The sequence below is a fragment of the Janthinobacterium sp. BHSEK genome, assembly GCF_056174685.1.
In genome coordinates, this window is record NZ_JBWBYV010000015.1 from 39,025 (window position 1) to 55,459 (window position 16,435).

Here is a 16,435-nt window from a genome sequence, read left to right on the forward strand (position 1 = left end):
GGAAAAATCATGGAATGCGACATCGGCATCACCACCATCGAACGCGATGGTTTCCTGGAAGTCCACATGGTGCGCCACCAAGGGGGCGTGGCCACGGCGGGCCGCGACATGGTGGCCGAGGAATATCCCGTGGCCCTCGTCTACAACGGCATCGCCCACGCGGTGATGATGGCCACGCCGCGCGACCTCGAGGAATTCGCCGTCGGCTTTACCTTGACGGAGGGTATCGTCGGCAGCGTGCGCGACATCTACGACCTCGACGTGTGCTGCGGCGAAGACAGCGCGGAAGTGCGGCTGACCATCGCGCAGCCCGATTTGATCAAGCTCAAGGCCCGCCGCCGCGCGCTGACGGGGCGCACGGGCTGCGGCGTGTGCGGCATCGAAAGCCTGGCCCTGCTGGACCTGGTGCCGGAAAAGATTACGCGGCCCCTGCCGCCGCTGGTGGCCAGCAGCGCCATCCTCGGCCGGGCCGCGCGCGAACTGCTGCCCTACCAGGAGCTGATGCACAAGACGGGCGGCGTGCATGCGGCCGCCTGGTGCACGGCCGAGGGCGCGGTGGTAAAAGTGTTCGAGGACGTGGGCCGGCATAACGGCCTCGATAAACTGATCGGCTACCTGGCGCTGCACCGCATCGCCATGCACGACGGCTTCGTCTTCCTGTCGAGCCGCGCCAGCTATGAACTGGTGCGCAAGTCGGCGCGCATGCATATCGGGCTCGTCGCCACCATCTCGGCGCCCACCTCGCTGGCCATCCGCATCGCGCGCCAGGCCGGCATACAGCTGGCCAGCTTTTGCCGCCGCGACGGCTTTGTCGATTACACGGCGGGCGAAGGGGAAAATAGCGGCCAGCATGCACCGTGAACAGCCGATGCTACATTCTTTGCCGTAAAGCAAGTGCACGCTTGACTTGCCGTCGCTGCGGGCTTTCAATGGCAATAATTTCCAATTGTTAACTTTTCCTGCTGCAACTGCGGCAACGATGAAAGGATGGCGGCAATGGCCCTGGCACAAGAGCAGCATCTGGCGGACACGTGGCAAACGGGCGGCTTGAAGCCGCGCGCCTGCGACTGCGGCGGCACGGTCTTTACCATCCTGCACCAGCGGGTGATGGCGGACATGCGGCGCCGGCAATTTCTCGGCGGCACGGCCGCCATGCTGGCGCCATTCATCGGCTTGTCCACCAGCAATGCCATCGCCCAGCAGCCGCAAACAGCCGACCGCCCCCTATTGCTGACCAATCTGCGCCTGTTCGACGGCACGGGCAAGGCACCCCGCGCAGGCATCCACGTGCTGGTGACGGGGGCGACGATTACCGCCCTGCTGCCGGCCGGCGAGAAAGTCGAGGGCGCGCACGTGATCGATTGCCAGGGCAAGCTGGTCATGCCGGGCCTGATCGACGCCCACTGGCATACCATGCTGGCCGCCATCAATCAGGTGACGGCCATGACGTCCGACGTCGGCTATTTATATCTGGTGGCGGCGCAGGAAGCGCGGCGCACCCTGCTGCGGGGGTTCACGTCCGTGCGCGATCCCGGCGGCCCCGCGTTTGCATTACAACGCGCCATCGATGAAGGCATCGTCGACGGTCCGCGCATCTTCCCGTCGGGCGCCATGATTTCGCAGACCTCGGGCCACGGCGACTTCCGCATGCGTTCCGATATCCCGCGCGCGGCCAACGCGCCGCTGGGCATGGCGGAAACGGCGGGCATGGCCATGATCGCCGACGGCGAAGCGAAAGTGCTGCGCCGCGTGCGCGAGCAGCTGATGCTGGGCGCGACGCAGATCAAGATGATGGCCGGCGGCGGCGTCGCGTCCATGTACGACCCGCTCGACAGCACGCAGTATTCGGAACGCGAACTGCGCGCCGGCGTGGAAGCGGCCGCCGACTGGGGCACGTATGTGATGACCCACGTCTACACGCCAAAAGGCATACAGCGCGCCATCCGCGCGGGCGTGCGCAGCATCGAGCACGGCCAGCTGGCGGACGACGAATCCGCGCGCATGATGCGCGACACGGGCACGTGGTGGAGCCTGCAGCCTTTCCTGCAAGACGCGGATGCGAATGTGTATCCTGACGCGGCGCGCAAGGCCAGCCAGGCCATCGTCTCGGAAGGCACGGTGAAGGCGTATGCGCTGGCGCAAAAGTACGGCATCAAGACGGGCTGGGGCACGGATATCCTGTTCAACGCGAAAAACACGCCCACGCAGGGCCGCCAGCTGGCCAAGCTCACGCGCTTTTACGATCCCCTGACCTTGCTGGCGCAGGCGACGGGGCAGAATGGCGAATTGCTGGCCCTGTCCGGCCAGCGCGCGCCCTACCCGGGCGCCCTGGGCAAGCTGGCGGCAGGCGCCCTGGCCGACTTGCTGGTGGCCGAGGGCGACCCCGCGAAAAACCTCGATTTCCTCGCGCATCCCGAGGAAAGCTTGTTCCTGATCATGAAGAACGGGCGCATCTACAAGGACAAATTGGGCGCGCCGCTGGCAGGCTGAGGCTACCGGCGTTGGCAAGCGGGCAAGGCTTGCCGCATAATGCGGGCATGTTCAAACTGACTTTTCTCGGCACGTCTTCCGGCGTGCCCACGCGCCACCGCAACGTCACCTCGCTGGCCCTGCAAACCACGCACAACCGCGACTGGTGGATGATCGATTGCGGCGAAGCCACGCAGCACCGGCTGCAGCGCCTGCCCTTGTCCGTGCACGACCTGGTAGGCATCTGCATCACCCACGTGCATGGCGACCATAGCTATGGCCTGCCGGGCCTGCTGGCCAGCGCCTCCATGACGGGGCGCAAGAAGCCCTTGCTGCTGATCGCCCCGGCCGCCATCAAGGCATGGATCGACGCCACCCTGTTGCATACGGAACTGTTCCTGACGTATCCGCTGATCCACATCGACGTGGACAGCGCACCCGTCGTGCATGCAGCAGCGGGCTTGACCGTCTCGCGCCATGCGCTGTCGCACCGCGCACCGAGCGTGGCCTACCGTTTTACGCTGGAAACGAGCAGGTGGAAACTGGACAAGGCCGCCCTGCAGGCGGCGGGCGTGCCGCCCGGCCCGGCCTGGGGACTCTTGCAGGCGGGTCAGGATGCGCTGCTCGACGATGGCATGGTCTTGCACGCCTCCGCGTTCCGCCAGACGGAAACGCAGCGCGCCACCGTGGTGATCGGCGGCGACAACGACACGCCGTCCTTGCTGACGGACGCCTGTGCCGATGCGCAATTGCTCGTGCATGAAGCCACCTACACGGAAGCCATGCTGCAAAAGGTGGGGCCCGGCCCCACGCACAGCTCGGTGCAGCGCGTGGCGCAGTTCGCCGAAGCGGTCCGCTTGCCGAATCTGATCCTCACCCACTTCAGTGCCCGCTATCACAATGCGGACGGCATGGCCGAACTGGAAGCGGAAGCACGGCTGCATTACTCGGGTGAACTGTTCCTCGCGCGCGATTTCGACAGCTATGAACTCGATGCGGCCGGCGTGCTCGGCAAGCTGCCGGGGAAGTCTAGTGGGGATTGACGCCGTATTGCTCCGCATACTCGGCAGCCAGCGCGCGCGCCGCCTGCTGCTGTGAGGGCGTGAGGATTTCCAGCAACTGGTCGCGGTTCTTGATTGATTGCGTGCTGCCCGCCTCGGCCGGCATGGCGATCCACGCATACGCCTGCACGTAATCGAGCTCGACGCCCTGCCCTTGCGCGTACAGCAAGCCGTACTCGTTCTGCGCCGACAGGGAACCGGCCTCGGCCGCCTGCTTGTACCAGAATGCCGCCTCGGCGTAGTCTTGCGGTACATCAATACCCTTGCGGTAAGCCTGCGCCAGATTGAATTGCGACTGGCCATCGCCCGCCTCGGCCGCCTGGCGTCCGTAGGCCAGCGACTGCCGCATATCTTGCGCGACGCCATCGCCGCTCGCATACATCAGGGCCAAATTGGCCAGCGACGGCGGAAAGCCCGCCTGCGCTGCCGCCGTAAACAATTCCACCGCTTTCGGCACGTCTTGCGTCACGCCATGGCCCTGGTAATACAGGCTGGCCAATAAATGCTGGCCGGCCGGATCGCCGGTGCGCGCCGCGGCGTCGAATTGTTTAAATGCCTCGGCATGATTGCCGTCGTTATAAGCGAGAATGCCCGCTTCATTCAAAGATTCGGGAGAAGATGTCATCAGCATTCCTTATGCGGGGATTTTCTGGCATTGTACACAGCACTGTTCCGCACAGAATGCACAATAGAAACCGTGTGGCGCATTGCCCAAATCATGCGTTATGATCATTCTCCACCTGATGCAATCGGGGCATTGTGCCCGAAGAATAACGCCATGAAATTGATTGTTCTGCTTTTATCCCTGATTGCCACGTCGGCTTATGGCGGCACCTTGCACCTGGACAAAGCCGCGACAGGAACAGTGCGGCAAGCGGCCGACATCCGCTATGTCAATCACGATGAAAAACAGACCTACCGTCTGAAAATCGGCAAGCAGTGGCTCAATGGCAGTTGCAGCAGCAGTGGTACGGGCAATTTGCACGCGCTGCTGCTGGACATGAATTTCGACGGTCATGCCGATCTGTGGGTCACCGGCTACACGGATAGCCAGGGGCGCATCCGCTGTTCCGATGTGTGGCTGTGGGATACACAGGCAAAACAATACAGTTTCAACAAACCCTTATCGGCGATTCCAAATCTCGATATCAACATCGCCGAGCAAAGAATCGAAGGCGGCATCGCCAATTGCGGCTGCGCCGCGCAATGTTTTCATGAAGACAGCTATGCGTGGCGGGCTGACAAATTAATCACCACCGCCCGGCGTGAACAGGATTGCGAGCGCTACCGGGAATACCTCCTCAATGATAAAAACGACTTGATCATCGTCAAGGATGAAATCATCGATAGCGCCAATCCCGGCCAGCAAGCCATCGAACATACCAAAGTCGTTGACTGGCAGCGCCACGCGCACATTATGCGCAAACCGTGGGAGTAAATCCTTCACTACCATCCAACAATTCACAACAATTCACGCACACATGACGACACACCCCGCATCGATTACTTTTCATGCCGCCAGGGCGGAAGATACCCCGGCCTTCATCGCCTTGCGCGGCAAGACGCGGCAAAATGCCGTTTCCAAGGAACGCCTGGCGGAAGTGGGCATCACGGCCGACACCTGGGCCGACATGATGCGCTCGGGCAGCCTGCCCGGCCAGGTCTGCCATCACGACGGCCAACTGGCCGGCTACTGCTTTGGCGAGCGCGACACGGGCGAAATCATCGTCCTGGCGCTGCTGCCGGAATTCGAAGGCCTGGGCATCGGCAAGACCTTGCTGGAAGGGATCATGGCGCAGCTGCGCGCGCAGGGCCACCAGCGGCTGTTCCTCGGCTGCTCCAGCGACCCCGCTTCGCGCTCGTACGGCTTCTACCGCTACCTGGGCTGGACCGCGACGGGCGAGACGGACAAGTATGGCGACGACGTGCTGGAGTTTCGCTTTACGGCCTAGGCTGGCAAGCGGCTGGCATCCCACACGCGCAGGATCTGCGTGATGGCGGCGTCAAACACGGCGTAGCCCACGCCGTCGCGGGCCTGGATGGCCACGCCCGACAAAAAACTGTCGAACACGGCCGCCAGCGCCGCAGCATCCGTACCCGCCGGCAACTCACCGCTGGCCATGCCCCGCTCGACACAATGCACGAAGCCGGCGCGCGTGCGCGCGCGCGAAGCCGTCAACGGGGCTGCCACGGCCGCATGTTCGGCCGTCGGCGCGCTCATGCAGCCGAGCGCCACCATGCAGCCGGGCGGGTGGCCCGGCTCGGACTGCATGCGGGCCGACTGGCGCAAGGCCAGTTCGATGGCTTCGCGCGGCACCAGGCCATCGTCCCACAAACACTCCGTCACGCGCGCAAACGTGTCCAGATAGCATTGCGCCGCCTCGCGGAACAGCGCTTCCTTCGAGCCGAACGCCGCATAAAAGCTGGGCGCGGAAATGCCGCCGCCCAGGCTCGCCTTGAGCTGGCTCAAGGAGGTCGATTCATACCCTTGCTGCCAGAATAAAAACATGGCCTGCTCGACGGCTGCCTGCCGGTCGAACGTGCGCGGCCGTCCCATTTGCGCCATCCACCGCTCCTTCTCGTCTATTCACCACCACTTACATACTACTCGATACAGAAGTCATTGACAACGCGGCGCGCCATCGCCTATATTTATACCGATCGATACATATGTACCGTCACGACGGCCGGGGGCACTCCTGCGCCCGGTTACCTCGCCACACTTCCAAGGATAGCCGCTTTGAATCACGCCACACTCACCACCGGAGCCAGCCCCGCGCTGGCCGACCGTCTCCCCGTTTCCGGTTTATTAGCCCTGGCCATGACGGGTTTCATCTGCATCGTCACGGAAACCTTGCCCGCCGGCCTGCTGCCGCAGATCAGCGCGGGGCTCGGCATCAGCGCCCCGCTGGCCGGGCAAATGGTCACGGCCTATGCGCTCGGTTCCCTGCTGGCGGCCATACCGCTGACCATCGCCACGCGCGGCTGGCGCCGCCGCAACGTGCTGCTGCTGACCATCATCGGCTTTCTCGTATTCAATACCGTCACGGCCCTGTCCTCCCACTACTGGCTGACCCTGGCAGCCCGCTTCTTTGCCGGCATGGCGGCCGGGCTGGCGTGGAGCTTGCTGGCTGGCTACGCGCGGCGCATGGTGGCGCCCCACCAGCAAGGCCGCGCCCTGGCGCTGGCCATGGTGGGCGCGCCCGTCGCCCTGTCGCTGGGCGTGCCGCTGGGCACCTTGCTCGGTTCGCTCGTCGGCTGGCGCGCCGCGTTCTGGATCATTTCCGCGCTGACGTTGGTCCTGATCGGGTGGGTGCTGGCGAAAGTGCCGGACTACCCTGGCCAGCGTGCGCATGAGCGCCTGCCCCTGCGCCGCGTCTTCACGACGCCGGGCGTGCGCCCCGTGCTGGCCGTCGTCATCGCCTGGATGCTGGCGCACAATATTCTCTACACCTACATCGCCCCGTTCGTGGCGCCAGCGGGATTGACGGCGCGCATCGACCTGGTGCTGCTCGTCTTCGGCGCTGCGGCCATGGCCGGCATCTGGATCACGGGGAAATTGGTCGAGCGCCACCTGCGCGCCACCGTGCTGGCCAGCCTGGCGACCTTTGCCGCCACGGCCCTGGTGCTGGGCGTCGCATCGCACGTTCCTGCCGTCATCTATGTCGGCATGGCCGTCTGGGGCCTGAGCTTTGGCGGCGCAGCAACGCTGTTGCAGACGGCACTGGCCGACACGGCCGGCAGCGGCGCCGACGTGGCCTTGTCGATGAACGTGGTGGCGTGGAATGGCGCGATTGCGGCCGCAGGCGTGGTGGGCGGCGCCCTGCTGGAAACCTGGGGCGCGGACGCTTTCCCGTGGGCCATGGTGGCTTTGCTCATGCTGGCATTCGTGGTCGCCTGGTCGGCCCGCGCGCACGGTTTCCGGCCGGGACGGCGCAGCGGCGGCGCGCCCGTGGCCGGGCATTGAGATTGTCTTATTGCGTTGCCGGCACCGTCACGATGTGGGGCACGTGTCCCGTATGCGCGAGGAAACGGACCAGGGTGGCATGCGACAGCGCCACCGTGGCCGTATTGCGCAGCGGATGGGCTTGTATATGGTCAGCATCCCACACGGCCTGGTCCAGCACCAGTTCTACCGCCTGCGCGCCGTCATGGATCAGCGCAAACAGGCTGACGGAGCCGGGCGTGATGCCCAGGTGCTGCAGCAGGCGCTCGGGCGAGGCCATGCTCAGCTTACTGGCTGGCAACAGCCGCCCCAGCGCCGCCAGGTCGATGCGCTTGTCGAAGGGCACGATGACGAGCAAATGCCGCCGCCCTTTTTCATCGCGCACGAACAGGTTTTTCACCATCAGGCCGGGCATGGCGGGCACGTGCATCAGCGCCTCATCGATGGTGTGGACGGCCGGGTGTTCGACCATGGTGTAATCGCCGGCGCTGCTTGCCAGCCAGCGGGACAGTATCTCTTGCATGGGCATTTCCTCAACGCGAGTGCGATGGGAAATTGTAGCGGATCGGGGCGCTGTCACCGCTAAGGTTTTTTCTCCGCCTCGGCTTGATCGGCGGCCGCCAGCCCCCAGTCATTCCAGCCTTCGCCGAACAGCTCGATGGGATGCTGCGTGCGTTCGGAACCATTGCCGCAGCGCATGGCATCCGGCGGACAATACTTGTCGCAACCCCAGCAGATGCGCTCGGGGTTCTTGGGGTTCAGGGGAAAGGGCTTGGCCATGGCGTGGGGATGCAGTCGGTTGAGGTCTCGTTGACGACTCTAGACCTGGCGCGGGGGAACGGTCAAACGAATTTCAGTGAGGAATTTGCTTAGGTCAAGTTTGCGAAGATTGCTGCGGCAGCAGCTTGCATCCTATGTTCACCCAAGAGACCAGCGAACGTCATTCCCTCTCATAACTACTTACCGCATCATTAGCATGACTCTTGATGACCTTCATTATTTTTCCATTGCCTTTATATTTCATTTCAAGAACTCTCAGCTGATTTTGCGCCACCTTGCAGTATTTATGTATGTTCTTGAGGAGATCATCCTGCTGCCGCTTAGGTAGCTCGCCATCAAACTCTCCCGCCAAGTGTTCACATGCTTCTGCGTTATAGATAAACCTGCTGACATCCTTAGGGAGTGGCTCGGCTGAAAAGGCGAAAGGCAGACCAAAGACAATAGACACTATCAGAAAAATTTTTCGCATGACTTTCCTTTAATAGCCGTTATTGGACCAGTGTGGCCGGTCGCTTCCAGGCCCGCTGTATTTCTTTACCCCATATGTTGCAGCGACCGCAATAAGTTGCCTGTTCATGCCCGTCCTCGGCAAAGTGGCAATCTTCACCAGATTGCCGCTCGCATCTTTCACCTCAACCGTTCCGCTCCACAGCAAATCCATATCAATTGCCAGACCAGAATTGTGTTGCGAGCGCAGTGCGGGTTTGATGGGTAAATGATTAATCTGCAAGACAATCAACATTGCCTTTGCAGCCTTGACAGATGCGTCAATTTCACCGTGATCCCATTCGATATGCACACCCGCCATTTTCGGGATGTGTTGGGGATCAAGCTGTTTTCTTGCGATTCTCCACGCATAATGCATCAGGTAGGAGCGCTGCGGCGGTCTGTAGGTGGCATTGATTGCAACCCTGATCCCCGCCTCTTTCATTGCATATAGAAAATCTTCCACTGCCAAACGAAAATTTCCCGACAAATCCCTGGTGTTGGTGCTGCCTGGAAATTTTCGCCCCCATTTCTCACCACTGAGTTCGTCGTCCATCTCGCCTCCATCATCAAATGTCCTTAATTTAATGCAAACCTGGAGGGATGGTGTTGACAGAGAACAGGAGGCTTTGGCAGCAATATCAAGTGGCTATAGACGCCTTATCCCGCAGAAACAGATACTTCCAGCACGGTCCGCGCGCAGCAGGCACCACCGTCAGCCGCCTGCGCCTTCATCTCGTCCAGCGCATACACCATCGTCACCGTAGCGCCGGGCACGAACAGCTTGATGTCCTGCTTGCGGTGCGTGTAGATGCTCTCGTTGACTGTCGAGCCATCGGTCAGACGCAAAGTGAAGCTGTTGACTTGATCGCCGCGCCGGCTATCCTGGCCAGCGAAATACGTGCGCTCGATGCAGCCCGTCAACGTTTGCGTCTGGAGGCGGCCGGCTTTGATGCTTTCCCACCACTCGTCGGAGGCGAACAGGCCGTGCCTGCCTTTCAGGCCCATGTGGGGCCTGGAGCTGTCGAGGGTAAGAGCCTGGGTCTTGGCCACGCGAGCGGGGTCTTGTGCCAGGGCTTCGGCGAGGGTGTAGACGGGTCTCATAAAGGCACAAGCGTTCCTGGAAGCGCTCACTTAATGTTTGCGCCGAATGATAAAAGCATTCGCGGCAGGTTCAAAACCGAGCGTCGGATAGTAGGACATGACATCGGGAGCGGAAAGCAATATCAGGGACACTTCGTCGCCGATGACGGCCTGGGTGCGCTGGACAAGCGCTTTGCCGATACCCATGCCCTGGTATTGCTTGTCTACCGCCAGATCCGAGAGATAACAGCAATACGCATGGTCGGTCAGCGAGCGGGCAAGCCCCACCAGCTGGCCATCCACCCATGCCGACAGCACCAGGCAAGGCACGGCAAACATGCGCGCGATTCGCGGGAGGTTGCTGGTGGGCCGCTTGATGCCGGACTGATCGAAGACGCGAACAACGTCCAGCGGATCAAGGGGGAAGTTATGACGATATTCGACAGTGGTGTTTTTCATTGGTTCACGGATGTAAAGAGATGGCGCATGGGAAACCTCTGCCATGCACCTAGTATAACCAGCGATGATCGAGGCATGTGAACGATACGGCATCGGTGACGGGGCGCCAGGAGTGCGCGCCAGAGGCGCCATGCTGCCAGCGGCCACATCGCCGGCATGCCCGTTCAGTGATTAAAGCACCTCCAATCTGTTAAAATAGTTGAAAATTTTAATGATCCATGAATAACCTGTATTTTTCAGACACAAGGAATGTGTTTAGCAAATGAAAGCCATTATATTCTGCACCAGCTTTATAAAAGATGCGCCATCATGGGAAAGCCGGTATCAACGGTGGCTCGATTACTACGAAAACATTCCAATTAATGCAGTAAAGAAGATAATGATTGACGATGGATCGCCATTTCTTCCGCCTACCGAAATCATCAAGACAGTTTCCCATAGCACTCCGCTGGCTGCAAATGGCGATGAAAACCTCATCATTCGCTTCGACAACAATCTGGGACGACAAAGCGGGGCTGACTACCCGGGCTGGTGGCGCAGCTTTCTGCACTCGGTCAAGGTCGCCAATGAAATGGGCGTGGATAAAATCATCCATATCGAATCGGATGCCTATATCATGACGCCGCGCCTGGTAAAATTCATCAATGAAATCGAATCAGGCTGGAACGTCCTGTGGTCCCCGCGCTATCGCATGCCAGAAACGGCCATTCAAGTTATCTGCAGAGATCAATTTGCGATTTTTGAGAAATTCAAGGATGACCATCCGGATTATTCTTTTCCGGATATTGCGGAAAAGTTACTTCCTTTTACAACTGTACATACACAGTTCAAGGGCGACCGTTACAGCGATTTCACGAAAAACAGATGGATATTTCGTTCGAAAAAATTCAACAAAATCCCCATTTTTAAACATGTTTTTTTCTGGGAAACAATCCCGCCCGATGCGGACTTCGTCACGCAAGGCATTCAGCGTCAACAATTCATGTTCAGGCGCGATGAAGTGGCATGAATTCGTCATGGTGGGGGATATCAAACAGCCTCGGCAAGGAGTGTAAAGATGCAGCTACCGTTACGATGGAATCAACGCATGTGCGCCGCCCTTGCCGGCGCTCTTTTTCTTGTCGCTGGCATCGCCTCGGCAATCGCTGCCACGCTTGACGAGGATAGAACCCGCGGTGACATACATGGTTTGTTTGAGATCAGGGAGGCCGCAGTCAAGTTCATGGCAGCAGAAAATGCCAAAAACGGCACACAGTGGCAGGTATTGGAGCCGAACCGGAAGATTCTGGTGGCGAAATGCGCGCTACCTTTGCATGTGACATGGGTGCCGAAGAGCCATGGCCTGTCTAGGCCGAATGTTGCTGTGAGTTGCGCCAGGACCGTAAAGCCGACGATACAACATAAATGGGACGTGTTTGTGCCGGTCGATAAGGGGCCACAACGCGCCGCAGCTATTCCGGCAAACTCCTGAGAGTCGCAAAAAGACTGCATTGCCGATAGGCCCCAGACAGCGCAGACCTTAGGTGAGGCTGGGCAGGCGCGTCAGAAGCTCGATACGGCCGATACGCTGATGACGCGGACTGATGGCGACTCTCGCCCCATGTCGCTCGGTCACCCTCTTCCGAAACGCTCATGTAACGCACAACTCGTCCCTACCCGAGTCAAGTTCCGTCAGGGACGAGGCTCAAGTACATTGGTGGCGCACTACTCTGCCGTAGTCGGGTCAATGACCGAGATGACTTCCGACACGCGGTTTGCAGGGAAGCCACCTTGCTGGGCATGTTCGCGAACCAGCGCTTCATTTGCAGCGATGTAAACACAGTAGATTTTATCGCCAGTAACATAGCTTTGCAGCCATTGAATTTGTGGCCCCATCTTGTTTAAGACACCGCAGGACTTCTGCGAAATGGCTTGAAGTTCTTGCTCTGACAACTTCCCAGCCCCGGGAATATCACGCTCAATAACGTACTTTGGCATAGCAGTCTCCTTATGAGGTTTCCGGGCGAACACGACACTCGCCGGTTCCATGCGTCACATATGCCGTGACATGTATTCGTTATATACCATGCTGGTGGGTTGGTGTTGCTGGAATTACCATGAAACGTACTAGAGTCTGGTCTGCTATTCAGACACGGGTGACGCATGGCGTGCTATGAGAGCTGGTTCGGCTGATTGGAACGACGAATGCGCGGCTGGGGTGCAGCAGCTGCAGGTGGAGGATTCGGGGCGGGCTGGGCAGGTAGGCCCGGGCCTTCGAATCTCACACGCAGGGCGCGAGGGTGCCCTGCTCGCTTCGGCCAGGCAATAAAAAACCGCCCGAAGGGGGGTCTTTACTTCTTGGTGGAGGCGGTGCAAGCCACACATCACTATTTTATGCCGCATCTACGAGATTATCCCGAAGACGTACCTACTGTTGTGCTACCTACCGTCGAAATCGTCCATCAAGATAAAGTTTTGATCTTTGGCCGCCTCTGACTACAAAAAGTCGGCGCTTCACATCGCAAGCTTGATACAGAACGGCTGCCACTGGGTTACTGACCTGACCAAGGAAATATATCCATAACATGTCGCAATCTACGCTGTCTCAGCGATATCTTTAATCTCCTGTATCACATCCTCCACGATTTTCCCCTGCTGTAGCACCACCACCCGTTGCGCCATGGCGATGGTTTCCGGGCGGTGCGCAACGATCACGCGCGTGAGCGGGATTTTCCGTATCGCCGCGTTGACGGCTTGCTCATTGCGCGTGTCCAGATGGCTGGTCGCTTCGTCGAGCACCAGCAGTTTCGGGTTTTTATACAGTGCACGGGCCAGCAGGATGCGCTGTTTCTGGCCGCCCGACAGGCCGCTGCCGATGTCGCCCACCAGGGTATTGAAGGCCATCGGCATGGCGGCGATTTCCGCATGCACGGCGGCCAGCTGCGCGCAGGTCTGGATTTGTTGCTGATCTGGCGAAGGCGCAAAGAAGCTGATATTGTCGGCGATAGAACCTGCGAACAGGGTGTCTTCCTGCATCACCGTGCCCAGCAATTGCCGGTAGTTCGTCATGCCTAGGCTGCCCAGCTGGATGCCGCCGATGAGGATCTCGCCTTCTGTTGGTTCCAGCAAGCCCAGCAGCAATTTCATGAGGGTCGTCTTGCCGCAGCCGGACGGGCCGGTGACGGCGATACACTGCCCGGCGGGAATGTGCAGATTGAGGCCTCTCAATACATAGGGTTCGCTGTCGGCGTAGCGGAAGGCCAGGTTACGGATCTCGATCGATGGCGAGATATCGTCCATCTCCACCTCGACGTCGTTGCCGTCTGCTTCCGCGTCCGTCAGGACGATATCGGCCACGCGCTCGCCATGCAGGCGCAGCATGCGCAATTCAAACAATTTGTCGATCAGGCCGGCCATGCGCTGGCTGAACTGGTCCTTGTAGCTGATGAAGGCAAACAGCATGCCCACCGAAAAACGGTTGTCCAGCACGGCCAGCGCGGCCATCCAGATGACGATCACCCGTTCGGCGCTGAAGAGCAAGGTATTGGCCGTCTGGTAAGAAACGGACAGCTTGGCGATGCGCAGGTCGGCATTGAACTGGTCGGCCAGCGCATTGGTCCAGCTGGCGCGGCGCTCCGCGGCGCGGCCGAACAGGCGGATACTCTGGATGCCGCGCACGGATTCCAGGAAGTGCGTCTGCTGCCGGGCCGCATGGATGATCTGTTCGGCCGTCGCCTCGCGCATGGCCTTGAACAGGGCCCAGCGCAGCAAGACATACAGCAGCACGGCGATGCAGGCCACGCCCGCCAGCAGCGGACTGTAGAGCAGCATCATGCCCAGGGTGGCGAGTACCAGCACGCCATCGATGGCGCCTTCGACGAATTGCGTCGTCAGGCTGCGCTGCATGGTCTGGATGGAATTGAAGCGCGAGACGATGTCGCCCGTGTGGCGCTTCTCGAAATACGGCAGCGGCAGTTTTAACAGGTGGGCGAAGGCGTTGCCCAGCCATTGCAAGTTCAAATTCGTGGCCAGCACGGTGGTGATCCAGGAACGCACGGCGCCGATGGCCGTCTGCACCAGCACCAGCAGCAAAAAGCCGCAGCCAAGCACGGTGATCAGGTCGCGGTCGGCGGCCAGCAGCGCCTCGTCGACCAGCCATTGCATGTAGAACGGCGCCACCAGCGCGCACACCTGCAGGGCCAGGCCCAGCACCAGCAATTGCAGCAAGCCGCGCTTCAATCCCACCACACGCCCCATCAGCGACAGCAGGGAGAATTGCTGCTTTTCCTCGGCCTTCTTGAACTCGGTGGTGGGCGTCAGTTCCAGCGCCACGCCCGTAAAATGTTTCGCCACTGCGGCCAGCAGCAGGCGGCGCTGGCCCACGGCCGGGTCGTGGATCACGGCATGGCTGCCGGAGACTGCTTTGAGCACGACAAAATGGTTCAAATCCCAGTGCAGGATGGCGGGCAGCTTCAGCTCGGGCAAATGCGGCATGTCGAGTTTTAACGGCCGCGTATGCAGGGCTAGCCCCTGCGCCATCGCCATCAGCCCTTTTAAAGTCACGCCTTTCAATGACACGGAAAAGCGCCGGCGCATGCTGGAAATGTCGGTCTGGTGGCCCCAGTAGCTGGCCACCATTGACAGACAGGCCAGGCCGCATTCGGCCGCTTCCGTTTGCAGCAGGACGGGCAGGCGCTGGCTGCGCCAGAAGGACAGGTGGGCAAGATCAGGAAGATGCATGAGTATTGTGGACAATCAATATGGGGCTTACAGGCGCCCGGAAATGCTGAACAGGGGGTCGAGCACCCATTCATACAGGCGGCGCTGCTCCAGCAGCACGCTGGCGTCGACCAGCATGCCCGATTTCAACGGCAGGGTTTCGCCATACGCCTGCACGCTCTGGCGCTGCAAGGTCAAACGGATACGGTACAAGGGTTCGCCATTCGTGCCGCTGACGGCGCCCGGCACCGCCAGCTCTTCGGGCCGCAGCGAGGTGCTGGCCACTTCGCGCACCAGCGCCGGATACTGGCCGAATTTCTGGTACGGATACGCCTGGTAGCGCAGCAACACCGTCATGCCCGGCTTGATGAAGCCGACCGAGCGCGACGGTGCGTAGATTTCCGCCTCCAGCTGGGCGCCGGCCGGCAGCACGGAGGCGAGCACGCTGTTGGCCGCCACGGTCTGCCCCAGTTCGGTGGTGATGGCCGTGACCATGCCGTCCTGCGCCGCGCGCACGAGGATTTCGCGGCGCGCCTCGTTTTCCGTCAGGTCTTGCTCGATGGCGGAGACATTGCGCTGCAAGCCTTCCGTGTCGCGCTGCGCCTGCACCTGCAAGTCGCGCACGTCCGCTTCCGTGGTGGCCAGGTCGCGGCCGCTGGCCGACTTGATGCGTTGCAATTCCGCCAGGCGCTGGTGTTGGTCCAGCAGCTCGGCCTGCTTATCCTGCAGCTGGGCGGATGAGATGTAATGGGTGGCGTGCAGCTCGCCGTAGCGCTGGTAGGATTGTTCCGCCAGGGTAATACGGCGCTGCTGCAGCGCGATCTGGCCATCCATGCGGGCGATCTCCGCCGCCAGGTCGCTGGCGCGGCGTTGCCCCGCCGCCATGCGCTGGCGCGATTGCAGGCGCGACTGCTGCAATTCCGCGTCATAGCTGTCGCGCCGGCTTTTCAATAAGTCCGAGACGACCTGCTGGGGCGCCCCCGCATTGGCGCTGCTGCGCTCGCCCGACAGCACGAACAGCACCTCGCCCGCGCGCACCGCCTGCCCCTCCTTGACGCGCACTCCGGCAATGACGCCCGCCTGGCCCGGCATGATGCGGATCACGCCACTGGTCGGCAGCAGCACGCCCTGCGATTGCGCCTTGCGCGTGGTGCTGAAGAAGATGACGAAGGCGACGATGGCCAGCGCGATACCCAGGAACAGCCAGGTCAGGAACAGGTGGCTGACGGGCCGCGCCAGTAAGACCGTACCGTACTGCTTGTTACCCAGATGCTCGATGGCTTGCTGGCGGAACAGCGCTTGAATAGATGGAGCAGGTGCCATGGGAGCAGCAGCTTTTGGCTTATCAAACAAAATTATCTATTTCCCCACAAAAATAAAGATACTGACTCTGTGACTGTTTTGTGAAGCTGCCTCTATGAAAATTTTAACACGTAAAAATTAAGTATTAAGA

Annotated in this window: 19 protein-coding genes; 8 read left to right on the forward strand and 11 right to left on the reverse strand. The window is 60.6% G+C overall.

What is annotated here, in order from left to right; genetic code table 11:
• Positions 1-9: 9 nt before the first annotated feature.
• The 3 genes from fdhD to AC0V2Y_RS07540 all read left to right on the forward strand — a co-directional run bounded on the left by fdhD (position 10) and on the right by AC0V2Y_RS07540 (position 3,512).
• Entirely contained in the window at positions 10-861 is an 852-nt protein-coding gene (gene fdhD / locus AC0V2Y_RS07530) for a formate dehydrogenase accessory sulfurtransferase FdhD (protein ID WP_475415993.1), read from the forward strand.
• A 135-nt stretch (positions 862-996) separates the two neighbouring features.
• On the forward strand, positions 997-2,490 hold the full coding sequence (locus tag AC0V2Y_RS07535; RefSeq protein WP_475415994.1) for a metal-dependent hydrolase family protein: 1,494 nt from the start codon (positions 997-999) through the stop codon (positions 2,488-2,490).
• Positions 2,491-2,537: 47 nt separating this feature from the next.
• Entirely contained in the window at positions 2,538-3,512 is a 975-nt protein-coding gene (locus AC0V2Y_RS07540) for a ribonuclease Z (protein WP_475415995.1), read from the forward strand.
• Here the strand turns inward: AC0V2Y_RS07540 and AC0V2Y_RS07545 are convergent.
• A complete protein-coding gene (locus AC0V2Y_RS07545; protein WP_475415996.1) occupies positions 3,499-4,155 on the reverse strand; it encodes a tetratricopeptide repeat protein in 657 nt (218 codons plus the stop codon). The two genes, AC0V2Y_RS07540 and AC0V2Y_RS07545, sit on opposite strands and share 14 nt — an antisense overlap.
• A gap of 30 nt (positions 4,156-4,185) precedes the next feature.
• On the opposite strand from AC0V2Y_RS07545, the gene AC0V2Y_RS07550 reads away from it, so the two are divergent.
• Positions 4,186-4,968 carry an XAC2610-related protein gene (locus AC0V2Y_RS07550; protein ID WP_475415997.1) on the forward strand — a complete coding sequence of 261 codons (783 nt, stop codon included), beginning with the start codon at positions 4,186-4,188 and terminating at the stop codon, positions 4,966-4,968.
• A 43-nt stretch (positions 4,969-5,011) separates the two neighbouring features.
• Positions 5,012-5,482, forward strand: coding sequence for an N-acetyltransferase family protein (locus AC0V2Y_RS07555; RefSeq protein ID WP_475415998.1), 471 nt, complete (start codon positions 5,012-5,014; stop codon positions 5,480-5,482).
• On the opposite strand, the gene AC0V2Y_RS07560 is transcribed toward AC0V2Y_RS07555, so the two are convergent.
• Entirely contained in the window at positions 5,479-6,096 is a 618-nt protein-coding gene (locus AC0V2Y_RS07560; RefSeq protein WP_475415999.1) for a TetR/AcrR family transcriptional regulator, read from the reverse strand. The two genes, AC0V2Y_RS07555 and AC0V2Y_RS07560, sit on opposite strands and share 4 nt — an antisense overlap.
• A gap of 255 nt (positions 6,097-6,351) precedes the next feature.
• On the opposite strand from AC0V2Y_RS07560, the gene AC0V2Y_RS07565 reads away from it, so the two are divergent.
• Complete coding sequence (locus AC0V2Y_RS07565) at positions 6,352-7,497, forward strand: MFS transporter (protein WP_475416010.1); 1,146 nt, start codon at positions 6,352-6,354, stop codon at positions 7,495-7,497.
• A gap of 7 nt (positions 7,498-7,504) precedes the next feature.
• Here AC0V2Y_RS07565 and AC0V2Y_RS07570 read toward each other — a convergent pair whose 3' ends face one another.
• The 6 genes from AC0V2Y_RS07570 to AC0V2Y_RS07595 all read right to left on the reverse strand — a co-directional run bounded on the left by AC0V2Y_RS07570 (position 7,505) and on the right by AC0V2Y_RS07595 (position 10,329).
• Positions 7,505-7,999: a prolyl-tRNA synthetase associated domain-containing protein gene (locus tag AC0V2Y_RS07570; protein WP_475416000.1), complete on the reverse strand. Its 495-nt coding sequence runs from the start codon at positions 7,997-7,999 to the stop codon at positions 7,505-7,507.
• A gap of 59 nt (positions 8,000-8,058) precedes the next feature.
• Entirely contained in the window at positions 8,059-8,256 is a 198-nt protein-coding gene (locus AC0V2Y_RS07575) for a DUF3079 domain-containing protein (RefSeq protein WP_332862333.1), read from the reverse strand.
• A gap of 160 nt (positions 8,257-8,416) precedes the next feature.
• Positions 8,417-8,725 (reverse strand): hypothetical protein, encoded by a 309-nt coding sequence (locus AC0V2Y_RS07580; protein ID WP_475416001.1) that lies wholly within the window; start codon positions 8,723-8,725, stop codon positions 8,417-8,419.
• A gap of 9 nt (positions 8,726-8,734) precedes the next feature.
• Positions 8,735-9,298: a hypothetical protein gene (locus AC0V2Y_RS07585; protein ID WP_475416002.1), complete on the reverse strand. Its 564-nt coding sequence runs from the start codon at positions 9,296-9,298 to the stop codon at positions 8,735-8,737.
• A gap of 104 nt (positions 9,299-9,402) precedes the next feature.
• On the reverse strand, positions 9,403-9,846 hold the full coding sequence (locus AC0V2Y_RS07590; RefSeq protein WP_475416003.1) for a hypothetical protein: 444 nt from the start codon (positions 9,844-9,846) through the stop codon (positions 9,403-9,405).
• Between the two features lie 30 nt (positions 9,847-9,876).
• Positions 9,877-10,329, reverse strand: coding sequence for a GNAT family N-acetyltransferase (locus tag AC0V2Y_RS07595; protein WP_475416004.1), 453 nt, complete (start codon positions 10,327-10,329; stop codon positions 9,877-9,879).
• Positions 10,330-10,546: 217 nt separating this feature from the next.
• Here AC0V2Y_RS07595 and AC0V2Y_RS07600 point away from each other — a divergent pair, with 217 nt between their 5' ends.
• Positions 10,547-11,293 (forward strand): hypothetical protein, encoded by a 747-nt coding sequence (locus AC0V2Y_RS07600; RefSeq protein WP_475416005.1) that lies wholly within the window; start codon positions 10,547-10,549, stop codon positions 11,291-11,293.
• Between the two features lie 48 nt (positions 11,294-11,341).
• Positions 11,342-11,755 (forward strand): hypothetical protein, encoded by a 414-nt coding sequence (locus AC0V2Y_RS07605; protein WP_475418153.1) that lies wholly within the window; start codon positions 11,342-11,344, stop codon positions 11,753-11,755.
• Positions 11,756-11,988: 233 nt separating this feature from the next.
• On the opposite strand, the gene AC0V2Y_RS07610 is transcribed toward AC0V2Y_RS07605, so the two are convergent.
• From AC0V2Y_RS07610 to AC0V2Y_RS07620, 3 genes are all read right to left on the reverse strand, one after another.
• Positions 11,989-12,261 (reverse strand): DUF4242 domain-containing protein, encoded by a 273-nt coding sequence (locus tag AC0V2Y_RS07610; RefSeq protein ID WP_475416007.1) that lies wholly within the window; start codon positions 12,259-12,261, stop codon positions 11,989-11,991.
• Between the two features lie 597 nt (positions 12,262-12,858).
• The gene (locus AC0V2Y_RS07615) at positions 12,859-15,003 is read right to left on the reverse strand and encodes a peptidase domain-containing ABC transporter (protein ID WP_475416008.1); all 2,145 of its coding nucleotides are present in this window, start codon (positions 15,001-15,003) and stop codon (positions 12,859-12,861) included.
• 27 nt (positions 15,004-15,030) lie between these two features.
• On the reverse strand, positions 15,031-16,305 hold the full coding sequence (locus AC0V2Y_RS07620; protein ID WP_475416009.1) for an HlyD family secretion protein: 1,275 nt from the start codon (positions 16,303-16,305) through the stop codon (positions 15,031-15,033).
• Between the last annotated feature and the right edge of the window lie 130 nt (positions 16,306-16,435).

Bases quoted from the DNA above. Each gene is read 5' to 3' on its own strand.
- AC0V2Y_RS07595 (WP_475416004.1), bottom strand. From the start codon at position 10,329: ATGGCAGAGGTTTCCCATGCGCCATCTCTTTACATCCGTGAACCAATG.
- AC0V2Y_RS07535 (WP_475415994.1), top strand. From the start codon at position 997: ATGGCCCTGGCACAAGAGCAGCATCTGGCGGACACGTGGCAAACGGGC.
- AC0V2Y_RS07615 (WP_475416008.1), bottom strand. From the start codon at position 15,003: ATGCATCTTCCTGATCTTGCCCACCTGTCCTTCTGGCGCAGCCAGCGC.
- AC0V2Y_RS07620 (WP_475416009.1), bottom strand. From the start codon at position 16,305: ATGGCACCTGCTCCATCTATTCAAGCGCTGTTCCGCCAGCAAGCCATC.
- AC0V2Y_RS07585 (WP_475416002.1), bottom strand. From the start codon at position 9,298: ATGGACGACGAACTCAGTGGTGAGAAATGGGGGCGAAAATTTCCAGGC.
- AC0V2Y_RS07545 (WP_475415996.1), bottom strand. From the start codon at position 4,155: ATGACATCTTCTCCCGAATCTTTGAATGAAGCGGGCATTCTCGCTTAT.
- AC0V2Y_RS07600 (WP_475416005.1), top strand. From the start codon at position 10,547: ATGAAAGCCATTATATTCTGCACCAGCTTTATAAAAGATGCGCCATCA.
- fdhD (WP_475415993.1), top strand. From the start codon at position 10: ATGGAATGCGACATCGGCATCACCACCATCGAACGCGATGGTTTCCTG.
- AC0V2Y_RS07565 (WP_475416010.1), top strand. From the start codon at position 6,352: ATGACGGGTTTCATCTGCATCGTCACGGAAACCTTGCCCGCCGGCCTG.
- AC0V2Y_RS07555 (WP_475415998.1), top strand. From the start codon at position 5,012: ATGACGACACACCCCGCATCGATTACTTTTCATGCCGCCAGGGCGGAA.
- AC0V2Y_RS07605 (WP_475418153.1), top strand. From the start codon at position 11,342: ATGCAGCTACCGTTACGATGGAATCAACGCATGTGCGCCGCCCTTGCC.
- AC0V2Y_RS07540 (WP_475415995.1), top strand. From the start codon at position 2,538: ATGTTCAAACTGACTTTTCTCGGCACGTCTTCCGGCGTGCCCACGCGC.
- AC0V2Y_RS07560 (WP_475415999.1), bottom strand. From the start codon at position 6,096: ATGGCGCAAATGGGACGGCCGCGCACGTTCGACCGGCAGGCAGCCGTC.
- AC0V2Y_RS07610 (WP_475416007.1), bottom strand. From the start codon at position 12,261: ATGCCAAAGTACGTTATTGAGCGTGATATTCCCGGGGCTGGGAAGTTG.
- AC0V2Y_RS07575 (WP_332862333.1), bottom strand. From the start codon at position 8,256: ATGGCCAAGCCCTTTCCCCTGAACCCCAAGAACCCCGAGCGCATCTGC.
- AC0V2Y_RS07570 (WP_475416000.1), bottom strand. From the start codon at position 7,999: ATGCAAGAGATACTGTCCCGCTGGCTGGCAAGCAGCGCCGGCGATTAC.
- AC0V2Y_RS07580 (WP_475416001.1), bottom strand. From the start codon at position 8,725: ATGCGAAAAATTTTTCTGATAGTGTCTATTGTCTTTGGTCTGCCTTTC.
- AC0V2Y_RS07590 (WP_475416003.1), bottom strand. From the start codon at position 9,846: ATGAGACCCGTCTACACCCTCGCCGAAGCCCTGGCACAAGACCCCGCT.